This window comes from Streptomyces sp. JLYT201 (genome assembly GCF_059448825.1).
On sequence record NZ_CM182551.1, the window covers coordinates 3,422,030 to 3,447,304 of the forward strand.

The window sequence follows — 25,275 nt, forward strand, 5'->3', positions numbered from 1 at the left end:
GCGGGGGCACGGGGGCGGCAGCCCCCGGATCGGGAAGGGGCGGGCCTGGGGCGCACCCGCGAGGGTCAGAAGCCCGCGGGCTCCGTGTAGACGCCCCACTCCTCCCGGAGGACCCCGCAGATCTCCCCGAGCGTCGCCTCCGCCCGCACCGCGTCGAGCATGGGCCCGATCATGTTGGACCCGTCCCGCGCGGCGGCGAGCATCGCGTCGAGCGCGCCCCGCACCCGGGCGTCGTCGCGCAGCGCCTTGCGGTCGGCGAGCAGCCGCACCTGCTCCCGCTCCACCTCGTGGCTGACGCGCAGGATCTCCAGGTCCCCGGTCACGGACCCGTGGTGGACGTTGACGCCGACGACCCGCTTGTCGCCCTTCTCCAGGGACTGCTGGTAGCGGAAGGCGGACTCGGCGATCTCGCCGGTGAACCAGCCGTCCTCGATGCCGCGCAGGATGCCGGAGGTGATGGGCCCGATGGGGTGCTGCCCGTCCGGGTGGGCGCGAAGGCCACGCTCCTTGATCTGCTCGAAGATCTTCTCGGCGTCGGCCTCGATGCGGTCGGTGAGCTGCTCCACGTACCAGGAGCCGCCCAGCGGGTCGGCGACGTTGGCGACGCCGGTCTCCTCCATCAGGACCTGCTGGGTGCGCAGCGCGATCTCCGCGGCCTGTTCGCTGGGCAGCGCGAGGGTCTCGTCGAGGGCGTTGGTGTGCAGGGAGTTGGTGCCGCCGAGCACGGCGGCGAGGGCCTCCACGGCCGTGCGCACCACGTTGTTGTACGGCTGCTGGGCCGTCAGGGAGACACCGGCCGTCTGCGTGTGGAAGCGCAGCCACTGCGCCTTGTCGGTCCTGGCGCCGTACACCTCCTTCATCCAGCGGGCCCAGATCCGGCGCGCGGCGCGGAACTTGGCGATCTCCTCGAAGAAGTCGACGTGGGCGTCGAAGAAGAAGGACAGGCCGGGCGCGAAGACGTCCACGTCGAGGCCGCGGCTGAGCCCGAGCTCCACGTACCCGAAGCCGTCGGCCAGCGTGTACGCCAGCTCCTGCGCGGCCGTCGCGCCCGCCTCGCGGATGTGGTAGCCGGAGACGGAGAGCGGCTTGTACGCGGGGATCTCGCGGGCGCAGTGCTCCATGAGGTCGCCGATGAGGCGCAGATGGGGCTCGGGCTCGAAGAGCCACTCCTTCTGCGCGATGTACTCCTTGAAGATGTCGGTCTGGAGCGTGCCGTTCAGCACGCGCGGGTCGACGCCCTGGCGCTCGGCGGCGACCAGGTACATGCAGAAGGCGGGGACGGCGGGGCCGGAGATCGTCATGGACGTCGTGACGTCACCGAGCGGGATGGCCCGGAACAGGACCTCCATGTCGGCGGCCGAGTCGATGGCGACGCCGCAGTGGCCGACCTCGCCGAGGGAGCGCGGATCGTCGGAGTCGCGGCCCATCAGCGTCGGCATGTCGAAGGCGACGGAGAGGCCGCCGCCGCCCGCGGCGAGGATCATCTTGTACCGCTCGTTCGTCTGCTCGGCGTTGCCGAAGCCGGCGAACTGGCGGATGGTCCAGGTGCGGCCCCGGTACCCGGTGGGATAGAGGCCGCGCGTGAACGGATATTCGCCCGGCCATCCGATCCGTTCGAAGCCCTCGTACGTGTCCCCGGGCCGGGGCCCGTAGGCAGGCTCGACCGGGTCACCGGAGAGCGTCGTGAAATCGGCGTCGCGCTTCTTCGCGGCGTCGTACCGGGCCTGCCAGCGACGGCGGCCCTCCTCGATGGCGTGAGCGTCCATGCCTCCAATTTACTTGGACGTCCTAGTAAATGTCGATGGCTGACCGCCACGGGACGCCCCGTGGCGGTGTGGTTACGCCTTGGCGATGACCGGCGACGCGTCGGTGAGCAGCGGCTCCACCTCGCGCACGACCTTGCGCTCGACGAAGAACGCCGCCGTCGGGATGGTGCCGGACACCAGGATCCACAGCAGCTTGCCGAACGGCCACTTCGCCTTGGAGCCCAGGTCGAAGGCGAAGATCAGATAGATGATGTAGAGGACGCCGTGGACCTGCGAGACGACGAGCGTCAGGTCCTCGCCCTTCTCGAAGCCGTACTTCGCCACCATGCAGGCGCAGAGGATGAGGAGCATGACGGCGGTGACGTAGGCCATCACCCGGTAGCGGGTCAGCACGCTTCGTTTCATGACTATGAGCGTAACCGTCCGGTTTACGCGATCTTCGGGGGCCCTACGGGGCGCCGTGCCCCGCGCTCACTCGTCCGCGAAGTCCTGCGCGGCGACGCGCAGCGGCCGCAGCATCGCGAAGATCTCCCCGCACTCCTCGGCGTCGTACACACCGAGGCCGAAGTCCATGGCCATCAGCTCGCGGGTGGCCTCGTCGACGACCTCGCGGCCCTTGTCGGTGATGGAGGCGAGGGTGCCGCGGCCGTCCTTCGGGTTCGGGCGCTTGTCGACCAGGCCGGAGCGGACCAGGCGGTCGACGGTGTTGGTGACGGAGGTGGGGTGCACCATGAGGCGCTCGCCGATCTTGGACATCGGCAGCTCGCCCGCCTTGGAGAAGGAGAGCAGCACCAGGGCCTCGTAGCGCGCGAAGGTCAGTCCGTACGGCTTGACGACCGCGTCGACCTCGGCGAGCAGGATCTGCTGGGCGCGCATGATGGAGGTGATCGCGCCCATGGCGGGCACGGACCCCCAGCGCTGCTTCCAGAGCTCGTCGGCGCGGGCGATCGGATCGAAGGGGAGACTGAGCGGCTTCGGCACAGCGTCGACCTTAGCCGCCGGGCCCGGGGCGGTCAGCCCCAGTCTCACGATTCGGCAGCGCGTTCGCTTTCCGGGGCGCGTGCGCCGGTCAGAGGGCACGCGGGCGCCACCGGCGCACGCGGTGCGGTGACGCGGACCTCCCGCGCCAGGAGGACGCAGCAGACCGTGCCGAGCACGGCGGCGCGGCTCCTCGGGCGGGGCCGGGCCGCCGTGCTCGTCGCGCTCGTGGAGCCCGCCACCACCTCCGCGCTCGCCGAGCGGCTCGGCCTCGCCCCGTCGTCGGTGTCCGCGCACCTGGCCGCGCTGCGCGGGGCGGGCCTGCTCCTGTCGCGCCGGTACGGCCGTCAGGTCCTGTACGAGCGCACGCCGCTCGGCATCGCGCTCAGCACGGGCGGCTGACGCGCCGCGTGTCCGACGGGCGGCTGACGCCCGGCGCCGTCGGCGGTGTCGTGCCCCCGGGCGATTAATCCCCTATGCCACGATTGCCGGGCACCCACCCGTACGTCACGTCACCGTCGCCCTAGGGGGCTGGATGCACCGGCTGCTCCGTACGTTCACGGCACTCACGGCCGTCGCCGCCTTCGGGCTCGCGGCGGGGTGCTCGTCCGGGCCGGGCTCCGGCGACTCCGGCGGCTCCGGCAAGAAGGAGGCCGCGCCCCCCACGGGCGCGAAGGCGGCGTCGCACTCCTTCTGGGTGGACCCGCAGAGCGCGGCCGCCCGGCAGGTGCGCGCGTGGGCGCAGGAGGGCCGCACCCGGGACGCCGAGGCGCTCAAGCGGATCGCCGAGCAGCCGATGGCGGTGTGGCCCGCGGGCGACGACCCGGCCCCGGACATCCGCGAGGCCACCGCGGGCGCCGCCCAGGAGGGGCGCACGGCCGTGCTCGTGGCGTACAACATCCCGCACCGCGACTGCGGGCAGCACTCCGCGGGCGGCGCGCCCGACGCCGGGTACTACCGGCAGTGGCTCGGCTCCTTCGCCGCCGCCATCGGGGAGAGCCCGGCCCTGGTGATCCTGGAGCCGGACGCGATCCCGCACATCGTGGACGGCTGCACGCCGGGCCAGTACCACGAGGAGCGCTACCAGCTGCTCTCCGAGGCGATCCAGCGGCTCAAGCGGCAGCCGCGCGTCAAGGTCTACCTGGACGCGGGCAACCCCGGCTGGATCGCCGACGCCCGCAAGCTGACGCAGCCGCTGCGGCAGGCGGGCGTCGACGCGGCCGACGGCGTCTCGCTGAACGTCTCCAACTTCCAGAGCGACGAGACCACCAAGGCCTACGGCCGCACGCTGTCCGGGACGATCGGCGGCAAGCACTTCGTCATGGACACCAGCCGCAACGGCCGGGGCCCCCTCGCGGGCGACCGCCAGGACGCCTGGTGCAACCCGCCGGGCCGCGGCCTCGGCACCCCGCCCACCGACAGGACCGGCGACCCGCTGCTCGACGCCTATCTGTGGATCAAGCGGCCCGGCGACTCCGACGGCCCGTGCCGGGGCGGCCCCGCAGCCGGGCAGTGGTGGCCGGACTACGCGCTCGGGCTCGTCCGCAACGCGAAGGCGTAGCCCGCCCGCTGATCACTCTGGCCAAAGCGCCCCGGGGCTGGCAGCCTCGGGGCACATGCGCGATGACTTGTCGCAAGCGGGCTACGGCGTTCGGTTCGAGTGGGGCCCGGCCGGGGCCAAGCAGCTGGCACCGGCCGTGTCCTGCCTGGTGGTGGTCGACGTGCTGTCCTTCACCACGTCGGTGTCGGTCGCCGTGGAGGCCGGGGCGCGGGTCTTCCCCTGCGCGTGGCGGGACGAGAGCGCCACGGCGTTCGCCCGGCAGCTGGACGCCAGCCTGGCGGTGGGGCGGCGCGCGGTCACCGCGGCAACGCCGTGGTCCCTGTCCCCCGCGGCCCTGCGGCGCGCCCCCTTCACCGAGCGCCTGGTGCTGCCGTCCCCGAACGGTTCGGCGATCGCCGCCGCCGCGGGCGGCGCGGACGTGGCCGCCGGGTCGCTGCGCAACGGCTCCGCCGTGGGGCGCTGGCTCGCCGGGCGGGGCCTCGGCACCGCCGAGCGGCCCGTCGGGGTGATAGCGGCGGGCGAGCGGTGGCCCGACGGCACCCTGCGGCCCGCCGTCGAGGACCTGCTCGGCGCGGGCGCGGTGATCGCGGCCCTGTGCCGGCACGGCGGCACCGGGCTCTCGCCGGAGGCCGCCGCGGCCGCGGCCTCGTTCGCCGCGGCCGCGGACCTCGGGGCGGCCGTCGCGGCCAGCTCCTCCGGACGGGAGCTGGCCGACGACGGCTTCGCCGACGACGTGGCCGTCGCGACGGAGCTGGACGCGAGCACCCAGGTCCCCGTCCTGCGGCACGGGGCGTTCGTGCCCGCGTGAGCCTCCGCCGCGCCCGGGCCGCTCGACGTGCTACTTGACGTGCACCCACTTGGCCTCGGAGGAGGCCCCGTCCGCGTCCGTCACGAACAGCATGTACCAGCCGGGCGGCACGAGCGCCGCGTCGCCGCGCGGCACCTCCACCGTCACCGAGCCCTTGCCCTTCGTCAGGCCGAGCGCGATGGAGCGCTGCTCGACGTCCGTGGTGTGCGTGACCGCGCTCGGGCGCATGAGCCGGGCCGAGGCGAGCTTCTCGGGGTGCGGCGTGCGGAAGGTGGCGCGGCCGTCCGCGGGCAGGGCCTCGGGGCCCTCGCCGAGGACGGGGCGGTCCTTGCCCGCCTTGTGCAGCGCGGGCGGGGTGAAGATCTCCATGCGCTGCTCGAAGTGGCCCAGCTTGGTGTTCTGTTCGTCGTCGAAGAGCGGGTCGGAGCCGAAGGTGGCCACGCGCCCGTCGGGGAGCAGCAGCGCCTCGGAGTGGTAGTTGCGGCCCACCGTGGGCTCGGCCGCGGTGCGGAAGGCGCCGCGCCCGCCGTCGGCCTTGGGGTCGTAGAACTGCGCCTTGAGGATGTTGCTGCCGCTGCGGCCGCGGTAGTCGGACGAGCCGTTGGTGGTGAACACGGAGTCGTCCGGCATGATCACGCTGTTCAGATAGCGGGTGCCCTGCGGCAGCCGCGGCCCGGTCTTGAAGGAGGGGGCGGCCTCCTTCAGGTCGATCACGGCCGTGCGGCGCGTGGCCTTGTCCGACTCGCCGACGCCGCCCCCGCCGAGGATCATCACCTTCTGGTCCTGGGCGGGCGGAAGCAGCACGGACGCGGACGTCTCGGTCTGGTCGAGGTCGGCGAGCCCCGGCACCTTGGTGAAGGTGTTGGTCTCCAGGTCCCACAGGCCCGGCTTGCGCCCCTTGTCCGCGGGCCCGTACCCGGCGTTGGACGCGGGGTAGAAGAGCTTGCCGCCCTTGGTGAGGAACAGCGCCGGATAGCTCGGGAAGTAGCGCTTGGGCCCGTCGGTCCACTTCTTGGTCTTCGGGTCGTAGATCTCGTTGTCGCCGGGGTCGATGACGCCGACGTCGTCGAGCCCGGACACCGCGAGCACCCGGCCGTCGTCGAGGCCCACGAGCGTGGGGTACCAGCGCGCCTTGTCCATCGGCTCGACGGCCACGTACCGCTCGGCCACCGGGTCGAACTCGTACGCCGCCTTGATGCCCTGGAAGTCCTGCTTGTCCATGGTGAGCTTCTCGGCGATGCCGTACGTGTTGTCGGCCTCCTTGCCGGTGAGGCCCTCGATCTCGTACTGCGCGGACTTCTCGGTGACCGCCTCCTTGCCCTCCTGCGCGGCCTCCACGAAGACCCGGGCCTCGCTCGCGGTGACCTTCGTCTTCCAGGGCTGCATCACACCGGACTTGGAGTACGTGATCTGGAAGTCCCGCTTGGCCTTGGGGACTTCCACGTCGAACTTGCTGATGTACTCGACGCCCGACGGCGAGCGGAACTTGGTGCCCTTCTTCAGGACGACCGCCTTGTCCGGGTTCTCGTTCTTCACGCGCATGCCGCCGCCCGCGCGCTCCACCTCGCCGTCGAGCAGCTCGTAGCGGGCGGTGCCCCCGGCGACGAGCAGCCGTCCGTCGGGCAGCTGGGCGTGCCCGGCGCAGAAGAAGTCCACCGGGGTCGGCACCTTCTTGAAGGTGTTCTTCTTCGGGTCCCACAGGATCGTGTCGAAGGACCCGGCGTCGAACTTCTTCTGCTCGTTGCCGGAGCCCGCGACGATCAGCACCTTGCCGGTGTGCAGGAGCGCCGCGTGGATGGCGTTCGTACGGAACTCCTCGGGAATGCCGACCTGCCGCCACGACCCGTACTTCTTCTTGTATCCGGGCTGGGAGATCTTGTACGCGTGGTACTTCTCCTCGGCGAAGGAGACGGCGGCGGGGGCGTTGAGGCCGATGAGCAGCGCGCCCGCGCCGGCGCCGAACGCGATCTTCTTGGAACGCTTGGAGAGCTTCGAGAGGCGCAGGGCCATGGCGTCAGTTACCTCCAGTGGTCGTGCCGGTGGCGAACGCGGGCTCCGGCTCGCCGTCGGTCCCGCGCTCCGCGAGCCGCTGCCGCGCCGCCTTGCGGGCCCGGCGCTCCCTGAGGGCGGTGACGCCCCACACCGTCACCGGGGCGAGCGAGATGGCCATGGCGAGCACGGCCCAGGTACGCATGGCCACATGGGTGTGGCCGAGGACGAACGAGGCGACGAGCGAGCTGGCGAGCACCGCGGCCCAGAACAGATGGACGCGGAAGGTGAGCAGCCGGTCGGACGTGGCGCCGCAGCCCTTGGGCGTGACGACGAAGCGGCTCGGGCGGCGAAGGAGCGCGGCGCCGAGCGACTTGGCGTAGATGGGCGCGGAGAGCGCGGACATCGCCATGCCCGCGAGGCCGCCGGAGCCCTCGGGTTCGTGGGGCGAGACGTTGTGCCGCCGGTTCCAGAGGTAGAGGCCGATCTGGAGGGCCGCGGCGTCGCTGTAGAGCATGAGCCACACGGACGCGGCGACCTGTGTGCCCGAGGCCCCGAACCACAGGAACAGGACGCAGCTGAGGATGCCGAGGAGCCAGTTGACGGCCGTCATCGGGTAGTAGACGAGCATCAGGGTGTACGAGAACAGCCGCCCGGGCGGCATCGTGAACGGCGCCTTCCAGTACTGCTTGAACAGCGTCTCGTAGGTGCCGCGCGACCAGCGCATCTGCTGGGTGAAGAAGTCCGTCCAGGACGCCGGGCCCTCGCCGACGGCGAGCACGTCCGGGGTGTACACGGACCGCCAGTGCCGCCGCGTCGCGGGGTTGCGGTGCCGGTGCAGCTCGAAGCCGGTGGCCATGTCCTCGGTGATCGAGTCGTAGAGGCCGCCGACCTGCCGCAGGGCGGCGATCCGCACCACGTTGTTGGTGCCGACGAACATGGGCGCCCGGTAGCGGTTCCCGGCCCGCTGGATCAGCGCGTGGAACAGGAACTGCTGCGACTCGGCGGCCTTGGTGACGGGCGAGACGTAGTTGCCGTACACCTGCGGGCCGACGACGAACGCGACGTCCGGGTCCCGGAAGAAGCCCATCATCCGCTCCAGGAAGTTCGGCAGCGGGACGTGGTCGGTGTCGACGGAGGCGAAGAAGTCGTAGTCGTCGCCGTGCATCGCAAGCCAGGCGTTGTAGTTCCCGTGCTTGGTGCGGGTCTTGTGCGGGCCCTTCTTGCGGTTCCACTCCGGGACGCCGCTGCGGGTGAAGTGCCGCACGCCGAGCTCCGCGCACAGGGCCTTCGCCTCGTCGTCGTCGCCCTCGTCGAGCAGCCACACGTCGAGCGGCCCCGTGTGGTGTATCCGCACGGCGCCCTCCAGCGTGGCGCGGACCATGGGGAGCGGCTCCTTGCCCGGTACGTACGTCGTCAGGAACGCGACGCGGGTGCCCGGCTCGGGCACCACCGGCACGGGGTCGCGGGCCACCATCGTCGCGTGCGCGATCGACACGACGTTGACCAGCATGAACAGCTCGATGAGGCCGATCGCGACGAGCATCGTCACATCGAGGCCGACCAGCCAGCGGTCGCCGCCCTCGCGCTCGGTCCAGTGCGTGGGCCAGACCAGGTACACCAGCAGGACGCCGGTGAGCAGCGGGGCGAGCGTCATCAGCAGGACGGCGCGTATTCGGCGGGGCTCGCCGGCGAGGAGCGACCTGTACTGGACCCGGTAGCCGTGGCGGCCCTCCTCGGGCTGCGTGAGCGGACCGGCCAGCCGGCTGTGGGTGTCGTAGTCGTAGCCCTCCGGCCGCACAGCGCCCTCCTCTGGTCATCAATCAAGCCGATAACCAAACAAAAAGGGACATTCGACGGCGTGTCGAACCGGGCGCGGCTGGCCGGGTGGTGTTTCCCGCTCCCCCGCACCCCCAGCGGGGCCCGAAAGAGGGCACGGGTCAGCGCGTCGCCCGCCGCAGGCGGTGGCGTACGGCCCGCTGGGCCACGGGACCCAGGTCGTCCAGGGCGGCGACCAGGGCCCCCAGGTCCTCCAGGGCGTCGAGCGCCCGCCCCGCCCCGTCCGCGTCCACCCCCTCGTACAGCTCGATCCCCACGAACGACGCCGCCACCGCCCGCGCGAGCCCCACCGCGTCCACGAACCCGCCGAGCGGCGACGCCCCGAGCACCCGCACGAGGACCTTCTCGACCTCCGTGACCCACAGCGAGAGCCCCGCCGCCGTCGCCGCGGCGAGCCGCGGCTGGGTCTGCGCCCCGGCGAGCAGCTGCCCGAGCACGGCCACGGACCCCGCCGCGCGCTCCTCCTCGTGCATCCGCCGCCCGAACTCCAGGAGCTCCCCGAGCGTGGAGATCGCGGCGAGGGCGTCCCGGTGGCGGGCGACCCGCTGCTCCGTGCCGTACCGGCAGGCCTCCGAGAGCAGGTCGTCGACCGACCCGAAGTGGTAGAAGACGAGCGCCTGGTTCACCCCGGCGGCGGCCGCCACGCTGCGCGCGGACGTCTTGGCGATGCCCTGCTCGGTGAGCGTGCGCAGCGCCCCCTGGAGGAGCTTCTCGCGGGTCTCCGCGCTCACGCGCGCACCTCCTCGCGCACGGGCCGCAGACCGGGCCGCACCCCGCACTCCCGCACGTCCCGGTACGCGGTCCGGAACCGGCCCTCGTACCCGAACAGCGGCCCCGCGTACCGGTTGGCGACCCGGACCCGGATGCGGAAGCACCCGGCGGCGTCGTCGTAGGACTCGCGGACCTCGGCGTCGCCGCCGAGGAGGTCCGGCACGCGGACGTCCACCGGGCCCTCCCGGAACCGGTGCTCTCCGGAGCGGATGACGAGGGAGCCGTCCGGCTCGGCCGCGAAGTGCAGGTCGCTGGCGAGGTGCTGGTGCGTGCCGAGGTAGTCGAGCACGCGGTCGCCCTCGGGGGCGAGGACCATCTGGGCGTCGAAGCGCCGGGCCCGCCCGGGGAAGTGGAAGGTGCGCACGAAGCTCACCGTCTCACGCCCGAAGGTGTCGGCGTACGGCACGTTCTCGATGGTGAAGGGGACGTTCCGGCCGGTGCGCGGGACGAGGATGTGCCGCGTCGCGCCGACCGCGAGGAACGGCTTCACAAAGCCGCGGCCGTGCCAGATCCGGTCCATCACGCCGTATCCGACGCAGGCCTCGCCGCTGTCGAGCCCGACGGAGAACCGCCGCTGGAGCTGCGGGTGGAGCCGCTCGAAGTCGGCGCCGAGGACGGTACGGAAGATCGAGGTCATGCGGGCTTCTCCTGCGGGTCGAGGGGCGCGGCGGCGGACAGGCGGTGGAGGAGGCGCGGCGCCCGCGTGCTCCGCGGCGGCCTGCGCAGACAACGCCGCGCGGCGGGCGTGCCGGGCAGCGGCGGCACCAGGAGCGCCACCAGGGCGGCGCCGAGCGCGGCCACCGGCCCGCCGCACACTCCCGCCACGGCCACGGCCAGGCCGCGCGCCCCGGCGTCGGCGGCCGCGTGGGCGAGGGCGCACTCCGGGGTGATGCCGCGCTCCAGCCAGAGCCGGAGCCGGTCGAACGACCACGCCGTGGCCCAGCCCATGAGCGGGCGGAAGAGCAGCCGGTCGGCGAGCGCGCCGGGGCGGCCCCAGCGCGGCCGGTAGTCGTAGCCCGTGAGGAAGCGGACGCCGTCGCCGGTGGGCACGTAGCGCCAGTAGCCGCTGCCCTCGGCGAGCAGCGAGAGCGGATGCGGCGAGGCGAACCGGAGGGCTGAGGTCCGGGTGCCGTCGGGCCTGCGCTTCTCGCCCGCGCTGACGCCGGTCCCGGCGACGGTGAGGAAGGGCAGCACGCGCGTGGCGTACCGGAAGTGCTGCGGCTCGCCCTCCGCGGCGGGCAGATAGTCGATCTCCGTGAACCGGAGGTCCCAGCGCTGGTGCGCGGCGGGCTCCTGGGTGTGCGCCCACAGGTCGTCGATGTCGGCGCGGATCAACGCTTCGATGTACAGGCTCATCGGAAACCCCCACGTCAGCACGGTTTGAGCGACTGCTTTGAGCACTCGCTCAACTGCGTCCATGGAAACGTAGCAGGCATTTGAGCGGTCGCTCAACCGCTCCGGGGTGGCGGGTGAGGACAGCGAAAGGCCCCCGCCGGTGCCCGGCGGGGGCCTTTCAGAAGCGCGGCGTGAGCCCTGACTTCAGCCTTGGGACAGATGCCGCTCCACGGTCTCGACCTTGGAGGTCAGGCCGTCCGTCACGCCGGGGCGGACGTCGGCCTTGAGGACGAGGGAGACGCGGGGAGCGCGGGCCTCGACCGCGGCGACGGCGCGCTTGACCACGTCCATCACCTCGTCCCACTCCCCCTCGACGGAGGTGAACATCGCGTCGGTGCGGTTCGGCAGGCCCGACTCGCGCACCACGCGAACGGCGTCGGCGACGTACTCCCCCACGTCCTCGCCGACGCCGAGCGGCGTCACGGAGAAGGCGACGATCACGCGTTCACGACCCCCTCGCGGCGAGCGCGCGAGGCGATGACCGCGGCCTCGGCCTCACGCTTGAGCTTGCGGTCGGCGAAGAAGCCTCCCGTCGGCAGGACGGAGAGGACGAAGTACAGGGCAGCCGTCTTCAGACTCCACTTGGTGCGGTTCCAGGCATCGGCCCAGAACAGCACGTAGAGCAGGAAGAGCACGCCGTGGATCATGCCCATCGCCGGCACGGCGTTGAAGTCGGTGGTCCGCTTGAGCACCGAGCAGACGATCAGGAGGAGGAAGGACACGGCCTCCGGAACGGAGATCAGACGGAGGCGGCGGAGTGCGGAAGCGGTGTTGATGTCCACGAGTCACCTTCGGGGCGGGGGTCGGCGTCGATCTTGTGAACGGATGCACAAGCGCCCCCCATTGTGGCATCAGGGATCTACCGGGGTGCGTTCAGGGTCGGAAGCCCTGTCGCCGCGCACCGCGCTGCGGATACCTTCGCTGTCGTGGCTACGTTCCGAGTGCAGGGCAGCAGAGTGCTCGCCGTCGACATGACAGGCGACTCGGTCAAGGCGAAGAACGGTTCGATGGTCGCCTATGACGGCACGATGAACTTCAAGAAACTGACGGGGGGCGGCGAGGGCATCCGAGGCATGGTCACCCGTCGTCTGACCAATGAGCAGATGACGGTGATGGAGGTGAAGGGCCACGGCACGTGCTGGTTCGCCGACCGTGCGGCGGAGATCAGCCTGGTCGCCCTCCAGGGCGAGAAGCTGTACGTGGAGGCGAGCAATCTGCTGTGCACGGACGCGAGCCTGCGCACCGGCACCACGTTCACGGGCCTGCGCGGCGCCAGCCAGGGGAACGGCGTCTTCACGACGACCGTGGAGGGCACCGGCCAGGCGGCGATCATCTCGGACGGCCCGGCGGTCGTCCTGCGCGTGACGAAGCAGTACCCGCTCCATGTCGACCCGGGCGCCTATGTGGCGCACCAGGGCAATCTCAAGCAGAGCTTCCAGTCCGGCGTCACCTTCCGCCATCTGTTCGGCGAGGGCGGCGGCGAGGCCTTCCAAATCCGCTTCGAGGGCGAGGGCCTGGTGTACGTCCAGCCCAGCGAGCGCGAAACGATCGCGGGAGACGTGTGACATGCCGTTCCGTGAAGTCACTCCGAAGATGGTCGAGGCGACCGTGCAGCCGGGCGTGAAGCTGTTCAGCCAGCGCGGCGCGATGCTCGCCTACAAGGGAGACGTCTCCTTCACCCCGAACCTCACCGGCGGCCAGGGCGGCCTGATGTCCATGATCGGGCGCCGCCTCGCCGACGAGGACGTCCCGCTGATGACCGTCGAGGGCAGCGGCACGGTCATGTTCGGGCACGGCGGCCACCACGTCCACGTGATCACCCTGACCGGCGACACGCTGTACGTGGAGTCGGACCGTCTGCTCGCCTTCGACGGCACCCTCCAGCAGGGCACCGTGTTCCTCGGCTCGCAGGGCGGCGTGATGGGCATGGTGCGCGGCCAGATCTCGGGCCAGGGCCTGTTCACCACGTCCCTCAAGGGCCAGGGCGCGGTCGCCGTGATGGCCCACGGCGGCGTCGTCGAGCTGCCCATCACCCCCCAGCGTCCGGTCCACGTGGACCCGCAGGCCTATGTGGCGCACCACGGTGACGTACGCAACAAGCTGTCCACGGCGCTCGGTTGGCGCGACATGGTGGGCCGCGGCTCCGGCGAGGCGTTCCAGCTGGAGCTCAGCGGCAACGGCGTGGTGTACGTCCAAGGTTCGGAGGAGAAGCTGTGAGCACGCCCGTGATCTTCGACCCGACGACGCTGCCCAGCGACGACAACGTCAACGCGTACACCTTCTGCGTGGAACTGCGCGGCAGCCAGTGGTTCCTGCAGAAGGGCAAGATGATCGCCTACTACGGGCGCATCGATTTCAACGGCATCGGCCACGGCCGCCTCGACCGCCTCCTGCGCACGTCCTTCCACTCCCCGCTGCACGCCAGCGACTGGGTGGTGGCCGAGGGCGAGGGCAAGATGCTGCTCGCCGACCGCGCCTTCGACGCCAACTCGTACGACCTCGAGGACGGCAACCTGACGATCCGCGCGGGGAACCTCCTCGCTTTTCAGCCAAGTCTTTCGCTGAAGCAGTCCATCGTCCCGGGCTTTCTGACCCTGATCGGCACGGGCAAGTTCGTGGCGGTCTCCAGCGGTCCCGTGGTGTTCATGGAGCCGCCGATCCGCGTGGACCCGCAGGCCCTCGTCGGCTGGGCGGACTGCCCGTCCCCCTGCCACCACTACGACCACGGGTACATGACGGGGGTGCTCGGCGGCCTGCGCGCACTGACCGGCATCGGCGGCACATCGGGCGAGGAGCACCAGTTCGAGTTCGTGGGCGCGGGCACGGTCCTGCTCCAGTCCTCGGAGTCCCTGATGGACGGCGTGGACACCGGCGCGCTCCCGCAGCAGGCCGGGGTGCCGGGTGCGGCGGGCACCGGCGGCGGCTCGGGCGGACACGGCTCCTCCGGCCAGGGCGGGCAACATGGCCAACGTGGACAGCAGCCGCTCGGACCGCGCCTTCCCGGACAACTAGGCAGCCTCCAGCGTCGCTTCGGCCTGTGAGCGGTAGTCTGCGGAGTGTGACGGCGAACGCCTGTGCCCCTCGGTCTCCCGGGGGGTGCGAGCCGTGTCACACCCCTTCACTCGTTCATCATTCAACTTCTTAGGTAGAATCGATTCCATGGAGACCGAGACGGCCCCGCAGTGGCTGACCAACGAGGAACAGTGCGCCTGGCGCACCCACGTGGAGGTCAACAGGATGCTGACGTACCAGCTGGAGAAGGATCTCCAGCCGTTCAACCTGACCATGAACGACTACGACATCCTCGTACATCTCTCCGAGTCCGAAGACCTGCGCATGCGCATGAGCGACCTCGCGACCGCCACCCTGCAGTCCAAGAGCCGCCTGTCGCACCAGATCACACGCATGGAGAACGCGGGCCTGGTCCGGCGCGAGAACTGCGAGTCCGACCGGCGCGGCCTGTTCACCGTGCTCACCGACGAGGGCATGGCCACGATGAAGCGCGTCGCACCGCACCACGTGTCGTCCGTGCGCCAGCACTTCGTCGACCTCATCTCGCCGGAGGCCCTCGGCGACCTGCACAAGGCACTGACACCGATCGCGGAGCACCTGCGCGGCCTGCGCGGCAAGCCGTGACGCTGCCGCTGTGCCTTGGCGGATCCAGGGGGGCTCGGCTCGCGTGTCGCTCAGTGCCGGTGGTCCTTGGCTGAGCGCGCAGTTCCCCGCGCCCCTTCGGGGCGCACTCGCGGCAGGCGCAGGACGAACCGGGCGCCGCCCCCAGGGACCTCGTCGACCGTGAGGGTGCCACCGTGCCGCACGGCCACGTCGCGGGCGATGGCGAGACCCAGGCCCGCGCCGCCCTCGTCCCGGCTCCGCGCGTCATCCAGACGCACGAACCGCTCGAAGATCCGCTCGCGCTCCGCCGCCGGCACCCCGTTCCCGTCGTCGGCCACCTCCAGGACCGCCCAGGCCCCTTCGGTCCGGGTGGTGACGGTGATCCGCGACCGGGCGTGCCGCTGGGCATTGGTCACCAGATTGCCGAGGACACGGGCCAACTGCCCACGGGATCCGGCCACTTCGGCGCTCTCCAGGACCGTCGCGACCGGAACGCGGTCCGCCGGGCGCTGCGACAGCTCCTCACGGGCCAGGGCCGCGAGCTCCACCCGGCCCTGCCCCGGCTTCTCCCCGGCGTCCAGACGGGCGAGCAGCAGCAGGTCGGCGGCCAGCTCCTGAAGCCGCACGGTGTCCTCGACGGCACCGGCCACGTCCAGCAACTCCGGGTGTGCGGCGCCCACTTCGAGCTGGGTGCGCAGCGAGGCGATGGGGCTGCGCAGCTCGTGCGAGGCGTCGGCGACGAAGCGGCGCTGCCGCTCCACGGAGGCCTGGAGGGCGGCGAGCGTCTCGTTGGTGGTGCGGGCCAGCCGCGCGATCTCGTCGTGCGTGTCCGGCTCGGGCACCCGCCGCGCCAGGTCCTCGGACGCGGTGATGGCGGCCATCTCCCCGCGGATCGCGTCGACGGGCCGCAGCGCGCGGCGCGTGACCAGCCAGGTCACGGCCGCGATCACGGCCAGGAGCACGGGGAAGCCGATCAGCATCGCGGTCAGCGCGGTGGTGACGGCGCTCCGTTCGGCGGTCAGCGGGGCACCCGCGTCGACGGTCAGCTCACCCTTCGAGTCCGTGTTCACGCGGACGGCGGCGAATCGGTACTCCTCCGTGTCGCCGTCGACGGTCGCGGAGCGCTCGGTGATCCGGGTCTCGTCGTCGATCTCACCGGGCTTGAGGGAGTCGTCGTCGGACCCGTCGTCGGAGTCCTCAGAGCCGTCAGCCCTCTCGGCGGCGTCCTCGGCGGCCTCTTCCTTGTCCTCCTTCTCCTCCGCGGCGTCGTCCGAGTCATCCGAGCCGTCGGAGTCGTCCGAGTCATCGGAGTCGTCGGAGTTGTCGGATTCCTCGGTGCCCTCGGGGCCCTCGGTGCCCTTGGTGTCCTTCGAGTCCTTGGCGGCGGGCGGGGCGGAAGGGGCCTTCGGCTCGGGGCGCGCGTCCCCGACGCGCTCGCCGTTCAGCCGCTCCAGGTCCTCGGTGTGCGCGACGACCCGGCCGTCCTCGTTCAGGACCCGTACGGGATGGTCGTCGTCGGACAGGTCGAGCTTGTCGTACGGGGTGCCGATGGCCAGCTCGGACGCCACCTTCCGGGCGGCGGACCCGGCCTGCGCGTCGGCCTGCTCGACGAGGCCGGACCGGATCGCGAGCAGCACGGCGGTGCCCGCGGCGACCAGGGCGAGGGCCACGACGACGGTCGCCGCCGCGGTCGCGCGGGCGCGCACCGAGGCGAAGGGGCGGAAGCGACGGGAGCGGGGGAAGCGACCGGAGCGGCGGCTCATCGCGGGGCCTCCAGGCGGTAGCCGGCACCGCGGACCGTCTTGATCAGCGGTGCGCCCAGCTTGCGGCGCAGCGCGCTCACGTACACCTCGACGATGTTCGGATCGCCCTCGTACGCGAAGTCCCAGACGTGCTCCAGGATCTCCGCCTTGGACACCACCTGGCCGACGCGCAGCAGCAGCTGCTCCAGGACGGCGAACTCCTTCGCCGTCAGGGCGACCTCGGTGTCCCCGGCGTCCCCCTCGCGGACGACGCGGCGCGCGGCCGTGTCGATCCGCAGCCCGCCGATCCGGTGCACCGGCGAGGGGGCCGCGGCGCGGCGGCGCAGCAGCGCCTTCACGCGGGCGACCAGGACGACGTAGCTGAAGGGCTTGGTGAGGTAGTCGTCGGCGCCCGTGTCCAGGCCCTCGGCCTCGTCGTACTCGCCGTCCTTGGCGGTCAGCATCAGGATCGGTACGTCGTTGCCCGCGGCGCGCAGGGTGGAGCAGACCCGGTAGCCGTTCATGCCCGGCAGCATGATGTCCAGGATGACCAGGTCGTACGTGCCCTCCGTGGCGCGGTGCAGACCGTCGACGCCGTCGTGGACGACGTCGACGGCGTAGCCCTCGGCGGTCAGGCCCCCGGCCAGGGACAGGGCCAGACGCTTCTCGTCCTCGACGATCAACAGACGCATGCCCTCAGGATGCCGGAGCCCGCCTGAAGAAATCTTCAGGTGTCTTCAGGGGGGCTTCAGGAACGTTCAGGCAGCGTGTTTCCCATCGGAACGGACGGCCCCGGAACGGCGGGGCCAGCCACTCGGGAGGACACCCTCATGAAGCGCAACATCGTCATCGCCACCGTCGCGGCCGCCGCACTCATCGGGGGCGGGACGGCCACGACCTTCGCGCTCAGCGGCGACGGTGAGAGCTCCTCGGCCTCGTCGGCGCAGAAGTCGAGCGTCCAGCTGAAGGACGACGGCGGCGCGCGCGGCACGGAGGTCCGGGGCGACGACCGATACGACGACGACCGATACGAAGACCGTGACGACGACCGTGACGACGACGACAAGGACGACCGGGACGAGGACGCCCGGGACGCCGCCGAGGCCAAGGCAGCCAAGGTGAGCGCAGCCGACGCGATCGCCGCCGCGCTCAGGTCCGCGAGCGGCACCGCCGTCTCCGCCGAGCTGGACTCCGACGACGGCGGCCTGGTCTGGGACGTCGACGTCCTCGGCAAGGACGGCTCCACCTGGCACAGCGTGCACGTCGACCCCGGTACGGGCAAGGTGCTCGGCTCCCACACCGAGAAGGACGCCGAGGACGCGGCCGAGGCCGGCGCCGCGCTGAAGGGCTCCTCGGTCTCCGCGGCCGACGCGGCGAAGGCCGCCGCCGGCAAGGGCACGGTGACGTCGGTCGACCTTGAGGACGAGGCCGGCGGCAAGGGCGCCTGGGAGGTGGAGACGGTGTCCGCCAAGGGCGCCGGGACGCACTGGCTCGTGAACCTCACCTCCGCCGAGGTCACCCCCGGCCCCCTGGACGACTGACCGCCCGGTGCGGAGCCCCGCGCCTCCCCCACCACCCCGCCGTCCCCCGCGGCGGGGTTTCCCTCGCCCGGCCCCGGCTCCCCGAAGCGCGGGCCGTGCCGGGCCTAGCCCGCCGTCAGGCCCTCCACCAGGGAGTCCGCCGCCGCGTACGGGTCCAGCTCACCCGCGACGATCCGCTCGGCGAGCGCCCCGAGCCGCACGTCCCCGTGCAGGTCGGAGATCCGCTCCCGCAGCGCAGTGACGGCGATCGTCTCGATCTCACGGGCCGCCCGGGAGACCCGCCGCGCGGCGAGGACCCCCCGCTCCTCCATCCACGCCCGGTGCTTCTCCAGGGCCTCGACGACCTCGTCGGTCCCCTCGCCGCGCGCGGCGACGGTCTTGACGATGGGCGGCCGCCAGTCCCCGGGCGTGCGCGCCTCCCCGAGCCCCAGCATGTGGTTGAGCTCGCGCGCGGTCGCGTCCGCGCCGTCGCGGTCGGCCTTGTTGACCACGTACACGTCGCCGATCTCCAGGATCCCGGCCTTCGCGGCCTGGATGCCGTCGCCCATCCCGGGCGCGAGGAGGACCACGGAGGTGTCGGCCTGCGAGGCGATCTCGACCTCGGACTGGCCGACGCCGACCGTCTCGACGAGGACCACGTCGCAGCCCGCGGCGTCGAGCACCCGGATGGCCTGGGGCGCGGCCCAGGCGAGCCCGCCCAGGTGCCCCCGGGTCGCCATGGAGCGGATGTAGACGCCGGGGTCGGAGGCGTGCTCGGACATGCGGACGCGGTCGCCGAGCAGCGCGCCGCCGGAGAACGGGGACGAGGGGTCGACGGCGAGGACCCCCACCCGCTTCCCGGCCCGCCGGTACGCGCTCACCAGCGCGGAGGTCGACGTGGACTTGCCGACGCCCGGCGAGCCGGTCAGGCCCACGACGTACGCGTGCCCGGCCAGCGGCGCGAGGGCCGCCATCACTTCGCGCAGCTGCGGCGACGCCCCCTCCACCAGCGAGATCAGCCGGGCCACGGCCCGTGGCCTGCCCTCGCGGGCCTGCGCCACCAGGGAGGGGACGTCCTGCATTGCGGCTCCGTTCCGTACGTACGTCTCCGAAGACACGAAGGGGATGCGAAGAGATGCGAAGGGGTGCGAAGAGATGCGCCGAGGGCGCGGAGGGGTCCCGGAAGGGGGCGCCGGGGCCTCAGCTCTTGGAGACCTTCAGGATGAGCGCGTCGCCCTGCCCGCCGCCGCCGCACAGCGCGGCCGCGCCGACCCCGCCGCCGCGCCGCTTGAGCTCCAGGGCCAGGTGCAGGACGAGCCGCGCGCCGGACATCCCGATCGGGTGACCCAGGGCAATGGCGCCGCCGTTGACGTTCACCTTTTCCGTGGACACCCCGAGGTCCTTCATTGACTGGACCGCGACGGCCGCGAACGCCTCGTTGATCTCGATGAGGTCGAGGTCGTCGACGCCCAGGCCCTCCTTCTTCAGGGCGTGCAGGATCGCGTTGGACGGCTGGGACTGCAGGGAGTTGTCCGGCCCGGCCACGTTGCCGTGTGCCCCGATCTCGGCGATCCACGCGAGGCCGAGCTCCTCGGCCTTGGCCTTGCTCATGACGACGACGGCCGCGGCGCCGTCCGAGATCTGCGAGGCGGTGCCCGCCGTGATCGTGCCGTCCTTGCCGAAGGCGGGGCGCAGCTTGCCGAGCGTCTCGACGGTGGTCTCGGCCCGGATGCCCTCGTCCTTGGCGACGAGCACCGGGTCGCCCTTGCGCTGCGGCACCTCGACGGGCGTGATCTCGGCGTCGAACACGCCGTTCTTCTGGGCGGCGGCCGCGCGCTGGTGCGACAGGGCGCCGATCTCGTCCTGCTCGGGGCGCCGGATGCCGAGCCGGGTGTTGTGCTTCTCGGTCGACTCGCCCATGGCGATGGACTCGAAGGGGTCGGTGAGGCCGTCGTACGCCATCGCGTCGAGCATCTCGATCGCGCCGTACTTGTGGCCCTCGCGCGACTTGGGGAGCAGGTGCGGGGCGTTGGTCATCGACTCCTGGCCGCCCGCGACCACGACGTCGAACTCACCGGCGCGGATCAGCTGGTCCGCGAGCGCGATGGCGTCGAGGCCGGAGAGGCACACCTTGTTCACGGTGAGTGCGGGGACGCTCATCGGGATGCCCGCCTTGACCGCGGCCTGGCGCGCCGGGATCTGCCCCGCCCCGGCCTGAAGCACCTGACCCATGATCACGTACTGCACCTGGTCACCGCCGATGCCCGCCCGGTCGAGGGCCGCCTTGATCGCGAATCCGCCCAGGTCGGCGCCGGTGAAGGACTTGAGTGAGCCGAGCAGTCGCCCCATGGGCGTGCGCGCGCCCGCGACGATCACTGAGGTGGTTCCGGTCGTTCCAGACATGTGGCACGGCCCCTTCCAGCTGGCGAGCTGAGGAGATGTGAACGAGGGTTTACTCGAATGTACTGAGCGGTACGGCGCCCGTCACCGGGAGGCGAGTGTGATCGCGCGCACGTTGCGTAATCACGGCCGCAGGCGCTGCACTTGAACCATGCTGACGCGAATTGATCACATCGGGATCGCCTGCAAGGACCTCGACGCGACGGTCGAGTTCTATCGCGCGACGTACGGCTTCGAGGTGTTCCACACCGAGGTCAACGAGGAACAGGGGGTGCGCGAGGCCATGCTGAAGATCAACGAGACCTCGGACGGCGGCGCCTCCTACCTCCAGCTCCTGGAGCCGATCCGGGAGGACTCGGCGGTCGGCAAGTGGCTGGCCAAGAACGGCGAGGGCGTGCACCACATCGCCTTCGGCACCGCGGACGTCGACGGCGACGCGGAGGCCATCCGCGACAAGGGCGTGCGCGTGCTGTACGAGCAGCCGCGCATCGGTTCGATGGGGTCGCGCATCACTTTCCTGCACCCCAAGGACTGCCACGGCGTCCTCACCGAACTCGTCACGTCCGCGTCCGCCGAACAGCCGGAGCACTGACCTCCCGTTACTCGGGGCCGGTAGGGTTAGTGGCGGCCGTCCGAACCTTGGGCGGTCGCTTGCCGGGGTCCGGGTTTCGGGGGACGAGCGTCGGGGCAGCAGCCCGAGCTCCGCTGTTGATCTGACACCATTCCCCGGGGGCCTTGTTCGCGGGATGGGCGAGGCTCGTACGTCTAAGACTTGCGACCAGGGGACGGATGGGACCGCGCAGTGCGGGGCTACGAGAGCCAGGACAGCCGACGACCGGCTGAGGCCGACCATCTCTCACGGTTCGAAGCCGAGATGGACCGGCTGAAGACCGACCGGGAGAAGGCCGTCCAGCACGCCGAGGACCTCGGCTACCAGGTCGAGGTGTTGCGCGCCAAGCTGCACGAGGCGCGCCGCAACCTCGCGTCCCGCCCTGCCTACGACAGCGCGGACATGGGCTATCAGGCCGAGCAGCTGCTGCGGAACGCCCAGATCCAGGCCGAGCAGCTGCGCGCCGACGCCGAGCGCGAGCTGCGCGAGGCCCGCGCCCAGACGCAGCGCATCCTCCAGGAGCACGCCGAGCAGCAGGCCCGGCTCCAGGCCGAGCTGCACACGGAGGCCGTCTCCCGGCGCCAGCAGCTCGACCAGGAGCTGAACGAACGCCGCCAGACCGTCGAGTCCCACGTCAACGAGAACGTGGCGTGGGCCGAGCAGCTGCGCGCCCGCAGCGAGCAGCAGGCCCGCCGGCTGCTCGACGAGTCCCGCGCCGAGGCCGAACAGGCGCTCGCCGCCGCCCGCGCCGAGACCGAGCGGCTCGCCGAGGCGGGCCGGCAGCGCCTCGCCGCGGACGCCGATAGCGCCCGCGCGGAGGCCGAAGCGCTCCTGCGCCGGGCCCGCACCGACGCCGAGCGCCTGCTGAACGCCGCGTCGACGCAGGCCCAGGAGGCCGCCGACCACGCGGAGGCGCTGCGCTCGTCCACCGCCGCCGAGGCCGACCAGGCGCGCCGCCAGGCCACCGAGCTGAGCCGGGCCGCCGAGCAGCGCATGGCCGACGCCGAGGCCGCCCTGCGCGCGGCGCGCGCCGAGTCGGACAAGCTCGTCGCCGGGGCCAAGGAGGCCGCGGCCAAGCAGCTCGCCGCCGCCGAGGCCGCGGGCGAGCAGCGCACGCGGACGGCGAAGGAGCAGGTCGCCCGCCTCGTCGGCGAGGCCACGAAGGAGGCCGAGGCCGCCAAGGCGGAGGCCGAGCAGAAACTGGCGGACGCCGCCGCCGAGGCCGAGAAGCTGATCGCGGAGGCCGCCGAGAAGGCCCGCTCGATCACCGCAGAGGAGACCGCGTCCGAGATCGCGAAGGCCGCGCGGACCGCCGAGGAGGTCCTGACCAAGGCCTCCGAGGAGGCGACCGCGACCACGCGCGCCGCCGCCGAGGAGGCCGAGCGGGTCCGCGCCGAGGCCGAGGCCGAGGCGGACCGGCTGCGCAGCGAGGCGCACGACATCGCCGAGCAGCTCAAGGGCGCGGCGAAGGACGACACCAAGGAGTACCGCGCCAAGACCGTCGAGCTCCAGGAGGAGGCGCGCCGGCTGCGCGGCGAGGCCGAGCAGCTGCGGGCCGACGCGGTCGCCGAGGGCGAGAGGATCCGCGGCGAGGCGCGCCGCGAGGCCGTCCAGCAGATCGAGGAGGCGGCCCGGTCCGCCGAGGAGCTGCTGACCAAGGCCAAGGCGGACGCGGCCGAGGCCCGCCAGTCCGCGACCGCCGAGGCCGAGCGGGTCCGCGCCGAGGCCGTCGAGCGCGCCACGTCCCTTCGCCAGCAGGCCGAGGAGACCCTGGAGCGCACCCGCGCGGAGGCCGAGCGGCACCGCACGGAGGTCAACGAACAGGCCGAGGCCGTCAAGGCCGAGGCGGAGACGGTCGCGCGGGAGCTGCGCGAGGAGGCCGAGCGCGCCGTCGCGGCCCGGACGGCCGAGGCCGAGGCGGAGCTGGCCCGGCTGCGGACGGAGGCCGACGACAAACTCACCGCGGCCGAGCGGACGCTGACCGAGGCGCGCGCGGACGCCGAGCTGATGCGGCGCGAGGCCGCCGAGGAGACCGAGCGGCAGCGCACGGAGGCCGCCGAGCGCGTCCGCACCCTCCAGTCGCAGGCCGAGGCCGAGGCCGAGCGGCTGCGCGACGAGGCCGCGGCGGACGCCTCGCAGGCGCGCGCCGAGGGCGAGAACGTCGCGGTGCGGCTGCGCTCCGAGGCCGCAGCGGAGGCGGAGCGCCTCAAGACGGAGGCGCAGGAGACCGCGGACCGGGTGCGCGCGGAGGCGGCGGCCGCCGCCGAGCGCGTCGCGGCCGAGGCCGCCGAGGCGCTCGCGGCCGCGCAGGAGGAGGCGGCCCGGCGCCGCCGCGAGGCCGAGGAGACGCTCGGCGGCGCGCGTGCGGAGGCCGACCAGGAGCGGGAGCGGGCCCGCGAGCAGAGCGAGGAGCTGCTCGCCGCGGCGCGCAAACGCGTGGAGGAGGCCGACGCCGAGGCGCACCGCCTGGCCGAGGAGGCCGAGGCGCGCGCCACGGAGCTGGTGTCGGCCGCCGAGCAGCAGGCCCAGTCCGTACGGGACTCCGTGGCGGGTCTGCACGAGCAGGCCCAGGAGGAGATCACGGGCCTGCGCTCGGCCGCCGAGCACGCGGCGGAGCGCACCCGCACCGAGGCGCAGGAGGAGGCGGACCGCGTCCGCGCCGACGCATACGCCGAGCGGGAGCGCGCCGGTGAGGACGCGAGCCGGGTGCGGCGGGAGTCCGCCGAGGCGGCGGAGGCCGCCAAGGCGCTCGCCGAGCACACCGTCGCGGAGGCGATCGCCGAGGCCGACCGGATGCGCTCCGACGCCGCCGAGCACGCCCAGCGGGTGCGCACGGAGGCCTCGGACACCATCGCGCAGGCCGACCAGGACGCCGCCCGCACCCGCGCCGACGCCCGCGAGGACGCCAACCGCATCCGCGGAGACGCCGCGAACCAGGCGGACACGCTGATCGGCGAGGCCCGCAGCGAGGCCGAGCGCCTCACCACCGAGACGGCCGCCGAAGCCGAGCGCGTGCGCACCGAGGCGATCGCCGAAGCGGAGCGCCTCACCACCGAGACGGCCACCGAGGCGGAGCGCGTGCGCGCGGAGTCCGTCGCCGCCGCCGAGCGCCTCACCAGCGAGACGGCGGCCGAAGCCGAGCGCGTGCGCACCGAGGCGATCGCCGAAGCGGAGCGCCTCACCACCGAGACGGCCGCCGAGGCCGAGCGCGTGCGCGCCGAGGCGGTGGCCGCGGCCGAGCGGCTGATCTCGGACGCGACCGGCGACGCCGAGCGGCTGCGCGCCGAGGCGGCCGAAACCGTCGGCTCCGCGCAGCAGCACGCCGAGCGCATCCGCACGGAGTCGGAGCGCGTCAAGCAGGAGGCGCAGGCCGAGGCCGAGCGGATCCTGAGCGAGGCGCGCGCGGAGGCCGAGCGCACCCTGGACGAGGCGCGCCAGGCCGCCAACAAGCGGCGTACGGAAGCCGCGGAGCAGGTCGACACGCTCATCACCGAGGCCACGTCCGAGGCCGAGAAGCTGATCGCGGACGCCCAGGAGAAGGCGCTCAAGGCGACGACGGACGCCGAGACGCAGGCGGACACGATGGTCGGCGCGGCCCGCAAGGAGGCCGAGCGGATCGTCGCCGAGGCCACGGTCGAGGGCAACACCCTGGTGGAGAAGTCGCGTACGGACGCCGACGAGCTGCTCGTCGGCGCGCGCCGGGACGCCACCGCGATAAGGGAGCGCTCCGAGGAGCACCGCAGCCGCGTCACGACGGAGATCGAGGAGCTGCACGAGCGGGCCCGGCGCGAGTCGGCCGAGGCCATGAAGTCGGCGGGCGAGCGCTGCGACGCCCTGGTGAAGGCCGCCGAGGAGCAGCTGGCCGAGGCGAAGGCGAAGTCCGAGGAGCTGCTGTCGGACGCCAACTCCGAGGCGAGCAAGGTGCGCATCGCGGCGGTGAAGAAGGCCGAGGGGCTGCTGAAGGAGGCCGAGCAGAAGAAGGCCGAGCTGGTGCGCGAGGGCGAGCGGATCCACGCCGAGGCGCGGGCCGAGGCCGAGCGCACGGTCGACGAGGGCAAGCGCGAACTGGAGGTCCTCGTCCGGCGTCGCGCGGACATCAATGCGGAGATCTCCCGTGTCCAGGACGTGCTCGAGGCGTTGGAATCGTTTGAGGCCCCACAGGGCGGCGGCAAGGACGCGGGCGTCAAGGCGGGGGCCGCAGCGGGGGCTACACGTTCGGGTGGCAAGCAGTCAGAGGGCTAGCCACGGAGCCCTTTCCGTGCTGGGCCGGGACCTTCGGCC

Annotated in this window: 23 protein-coding genes and 1 pseudogene; 10 read left to right on the top strand and 14 right to left on the bottom strand. The window is 72.5% G+C overall.

Annotation, left to right across the window (positions count from 1 at the left end; genetic code table 11):
* Positions 1-65 precede the first annotated feature (65 nt).
* The 3 genes from icmA to AC5WAM_RS13560 all read right to left on the bottom strand — a co-directional run bounded on the left by icmA (position 66) and on the right by AC5WAM_RS13560 (position 2,747).
* A complete protein-coding gene (gene icmA, locus AC5WAM_RS13550; RefSeq protein ID WP_495522736.1) occupies positions 66-1,766 on the bottom strand; it encodes a coenzyme B12-dependent isobutyryl-CoA mutase large subunit in 1,701 nt (566 codons plus the stop codon).
* A gap of 72 nt (positions 1,767-1,838) precedes the next feature.
* A complete protein-coding gene (locus AC5WAM_RS13555; RefSeq protein WP_171075864.1) occupies positions 1,839-2,171 on the bottom strand; it encodes a DUF3817 domain-containing protein in 333 nt (110 codons plus the stop codon).
* Between the two features lie 66 nt (positions 2,172-2,237).
* Positions 2,238-2,747, bottom strand: a complete 510-nt coding sequence (locus AC5WAM_RS13560) for a MarR family winged helix-turn-helix transcriptional regulator (protein WP_138961873.1) — start codon at positions 2,745-2,747, stop codon at positions 2,238-2,240.
* 168 nt (positions 2,748-2,915) lie between these two features.
* On the opposite strand from AC5WAM_RS13560, the pseudogene AC5WAM_RS13565 reads away from it, so the two are divergent.
* The 3 genes and pseudogenes from AC5WAM_RS13565 to AC5WAM_RS13575 all read left to right on the top strand — a co-directional run.
* Positions 2,916-3,146 (top strand): annotated as a pseudogene (locus AC5WAM_RS13565) (ArsR/SmtB family transcription factor); the annotation flags it as partial.
* Positions 3,147-3,279: 133 nt separating this feature from the next.
* Entirely contained in the window at positions 3,280-4,305 is a 1,026-nt protein-coding gene (locus AC5WAM_RS13570) for a glycoside hydrolase family 6 protein (protein WP_366790182.1), read from the top strand.
* 55 nt (positions 4,306-4,360) lie between these two features.
* Positions 4,361-5,113 (top strand): 2-phosphosulfolactate phosphatase, encoded by a 753-nt coding sequence (locus AC5WAM_RS13575; RefSeq protein WP_495522737.1) that lies wholly within the window; start codon positions 4,361-4,363, stop codon positions 5,111-5,113.
* A gap of 30 nt (positions 5,114-5,143) precedes the next feature.
* On the opposite strand, the gene glxA is transcribed toward AC5WAM_RS13575, so the two are convergent.
* From glxA to AC5WAM_RS13610, 7 genes are all read right to left on the bottom strand, one after another.
* On the bottom strand, positions 5,144-7,123 hold the full coding sequence (gene glxA / locus AC5WAM_RS13580) for a radical copper oxidase GlxA (RefSeq protein ID WP_495522738.1): 1,980 nt from the start codon (positions 7,121-7,123) through the stop codon (positions 5,144-5,146).
* A 4-nt stretch (positions 7,124-7,127) separates the two neighbouring features.
* A complete protein-coding gene (locus AC5WAM_RS13585; protein ID WP_495522739.1) occupies positions 7,128-8,903 on the bottom strand; it encodes a glycosyltransferase family 2 protein in 1,776 nt (591 codons plus the stop codon).
* 139 nt (positions 8,904-9,042) lie between these two features.
* A complete protein-coding gene (locus AC5WAM_RS13590) occupies positions 9,043-9,672 on the bottom strand; it encodes a TetR/AcrR family transcriptional regulator (RefSeq protein ID WP_495522740.1) in 630 nt (209 codons plus the stop codon).
* A complete protein-coding gene (locus tag AC5WAM_RS13595; protein WP_366790188.1) occupies positions 9,669-10,349 on the bottom strand; it encodes a DUF4166 domain-containing protein in 681 nt (226 codons plus the stop codon). The genes AC5WAM_RS13590 and AC5WAM_RS13595 overlap by 4 nt, the downstream gene beginning before the upstream one ends.
* Positions 10,346-11,068: a hypothetical protein gene (locus tag AC5WAM_RS13600; RefSeq protein WP_495522741.1), complete on the bottom strand. Its 723-nt coding sequence runs from the start codon at positions 11,066-11,068 to the stop codon at positions 10,346-10,348. The genes AC5WAM_RS13595 and AC5WAM_RS13600 overlap by 4 nt, the downstream gene beginning before the upstream one ends.
* Before the next feature lie 183 nt (positions 11,069-11,251).
* Positions 11,252-11,548 (bottom strand): MTH1187 family thiamine-binding protein, encoded by a 297-nt coding sequence (locus tag AC5WAM_RS13605; RefSeq protein ID WP_138961865.1) that lies wholly within the window; start codon positions 11,546-11,548, stop codon positions 11,252-11,254.
* A complete protein-coding gene (locus tag AC5WAM_RS13610; RefSeq protein WP_366790190.1) occupies positions 11,545-11,889 on the bottom strand; it encodes a DUF3817 domain-containing protein in 345 nt (114 codons plus the stop codon). Before AC5WAM_RS13610 ends, AC5WAM_RS13605 begins: the two co-directional genes overlap by 4 nt.
* Before the next feature lie 144 nt (positions 11,890-12,033).
* Between AC5WAM_RS13610 and AC5WAM_RS13615 the strand changes: the two genes are divergently transcribed.
* From AC5WAM_RS13615 to AC5WAM_RS13630, 4 genes are all read left to right on the top strand, one after another.
* Positions 12,034-12,672, top strand: a complete 639-nt coding sequence (locus tag AC5WAM_RS13615; RefSeq protein WP_366790191.1) for an AIM24 family protein — start codon at positions 12,034-12,036, stop codon at positions 12,670-12,672.
* 1 nt (position 12,673) lies between these two features.
* Positions 12,674-13,324: an AIM24 family protein gene (locus tag AC5WAM_RS13620; protein ID WP_366790192.1), complete on the top strand. Its 651-nt coding sequence runs from the start codon at positions 12,674-12,676 to the stop codon at positions 13,322-13,324.
* Positions 13,321-14,148, top strand: coding sequence for an AIM24 family protein (locus AC5WAM_RS13625; protein WP_366790193.1), 828 nt, complete (start codon positions 13,321-13,323; stop codon positions 14,146-14,148). Before AC5WAM_RS13620 ends, AC5WAM_RS13625 begins: the two co-directional genes overlap by 4 nt.
* Positions 14,149-14,266: 118 nt before the next feature.
* Entirely contained in the window at positions 14,267-14,743 is a 477-nt protein-coding gene (locus AC5WAM_RS13630; RefSeq protein ID WP_366790194.1) for a MarR family winged helix-turn-helix transcriptional regulator, read from the top strand.
* Between the two features lie 50 nt (positions 14,744-14,793).
* On the opposite strand, the gene AC5WAM_RS13635 is transcribed toward AC5WAM_RS13630, so the two are convergent.
* Positions 14,794-16,485: a sensor histidine kinase gene (locus AC5WAM_RS13635; RefSeq protein WP_495522742.1), complete on the bottom strand. Its 1,692-nt coding sequence runs from the start codon at positions 16,483-16,485 to the stop codon at positions 14,794-14,796.
* Positions 16,482-17,156 carry a response regulator transcription factor gene (locus AC5WAM_RS13640; protein ID WP_366790196.1) on the bottom strand — a complete coding sequence of 225 codons (675 nt, stop codon included), beginning with the start codon at positions 17,154-17,156 and terminating at the stop codon, positions 16,482-16,484. Before AC5WAM_RS13640 ends, AC5WAM_RS13635 begins: the two co-directional genes overlap by 4 nt.
* 138 nt (positions 17,157-17,294) lie before the next feature.
* On the opposite strand from AC5WAM_RS13640, the gene AC5WAM_RS13645 reads away from it, so the two are divergent.
* Complete coding sequence (locus AC5WAM_RS13645; RefSeq protein ID WP_495522743.1) at positions 17,295-18,005, top strand: PepSY domain-containing protein; 711 nt, start codon at positions 17,295-17,297, stop codon at positions 18,003-18,005.
* 104 nt (positions 18,006-18,109) lie between these two features.
* On the opposite strand, the gene meaB is transcribed toward AC5WAM_RS13645, so the two are convergent.
* Both meaB and AC5WAM_RS13655 read right to left on the bottom strand, forming a co-directional pair.
* Positions 18,110-19,066, bottom strand: coding sequence for a methylmalonyl Co-A mutase-associated GTPase MeaB (gene meaB, locus AC5WAM_RS13650; RefSeq protein WP_366790198.1), 957 nt, complete (start codon positions 19,064-19,066; stop codon positions 18,110-18,112).
* Between the two features lie 118 nt (positions 19,067-19,184).
* Positions 19,185-20,387, bottom strand: a complete 1,203-nt coding sequence (locus tag AC5WAM_RS13655; protein ID WP_172383844.1) for an acetyl-CoA C-acetyltransferase — start codon at positions 20,385-20,387, stop codon at positions 19,185-19,187.
* A gap of 148 nt (positions 20,388-20,535) precedes the next feature.
* On the opposite strand from AC5WAM_RS13655, the gene mce reads away from it, so the two are divergent.
* Both mce and scy read left to right on the top strand, forming a co-directional pair.
* The gene (mce, locus tag AC5WAM_RS13660) at positions 20,536-20,976 is read left to right on the top strand and encodes a methylmalonyl-CoA epimerase (RefSeq protein WP_366790200.1); all 441 of its coding nucleotides are present in this window, start codon (positions 20,536-20,538) and stop codon (positions 20,974-20,976) included.
* Between the two features lie 210 nt (positions 20,977-21,186).
* The gene (scy, locus tag AC5WAM_RS13665; RefSeq protein ID WP_495522744.1) at positions 21,187-25,236 is read left to right on the top strand and encodes a polarized growth protein Scy; all 4,050 of its coding nucleotides are present in this window, start codon (positions 21,187-21,189) and stop codon (positions 25,234-25,236) included.
* The last annotated feature ends 39 nt before the right edge of the window (positions 25,237-25,275 follow it).

Coding starts and splice junctions, on each gene's coding strand:
- meaB (WP_366790198.1), bottom strand. CDS start 19,066: ATGCAGGACGTCCCCTCCCTGGTGGCGCAGGCCCGCGAGGGCAGGCCA.
- AC5WAM_RS13645 (WP_495522743.1), top strand. CDS start 17,295: ATGAAGCGCAACATCGTCATCGCCACCGTCGCGGCCGCCGCACTCATC.
- AC5WAM_RS13575 (WP_495522737.1), top strand. CDS start 4,361: ATGCGCGATGACTTGTCGCAAGCGGGCTACGGCGTTCGGTTCGAGTGG.
- mce (WP_366790200.1), top strand. CDS start 20,536: ATGCTGACGCGAATTGATCACATCGGGATCGCCTGCAAGGACCTCGAC.
- glxA (WP_495522738.1), bottom strand. CDS start 7,123: ATGGCCCTGCGCCTCTCGAAGCTCTCCAAGCGTTCCAAGAAGATCGCG.
- AC5WAM_RS13600 (WP_495522741.1), bottom strand. CDS start 11,068: ATGAGCCTGTACATCGAAGCGTTGATCCGCGCCGACATCGACGACCTG.
- AC5WAM_RS13620 (WP_366790192.1), top strand. CDS start 12,674: ATGCCGTTCCGTGAAGTCACTCCGAAGATGGTCGAGGCGACCGTGCAG.
- AC5WAM_RS13635 (WP_495522742.1), bottom strand. CDS start 16,485: ATGAGCCGCCGCTCCGGTCGCTTCCCCCGCTCCCGTCGCTTCCGCCCC.
- AC5WAM_RS13640 (WP_366790196.1), bottom strand. CDS start 17,156: ATGCGTCTGTTGATCGTCGAGGACGAGAAGCGTCTGGCCCTGTCCCTG.
- AC5WAM_RS13630 (WP_366790194.1), top strand. CDS start 14,267: ATGGAGACCGAGACGGCCCCGCAGTGGCTGACCAACGAGGAACAGTGC.
- AC5WAM_RS13570 (WP_366790182.1), top strand. CDS start 3,280: ATGCACCGGCTGCTCCGTACGTTCACGGCACTCACGGCCGTCGCCGCC.
- AC5WAM_RS13655 (WP_172383844.1), bottom strand. CDS start 20,387: ATGTCTGGAACGACCGGAACCACCTCAGTGATCGTCGCGGGCGCGCGC.
- icmA (WP_495522736.1), bottom strand. CDS start 1,766: ATGGACGCTCACGCCATCGAGGAGGGCCGCCGTCGCTGGCAGGCCCGG.
- AC5WAM_RS13595 (WP_366790188.1), bottom strand. CDS start 10,349: ATGACCTCGATCTTCCGTACCGTCCTCGGCGCCGACTTCGAGCGGCTC.
- AC5WAM_RS13555 (WP_171075864.1), bottom strand. CDS start 2,171: ATGAAACGAAGCGTGCTGACCCGCTACCGGGTGATGGCCTACGTCACC.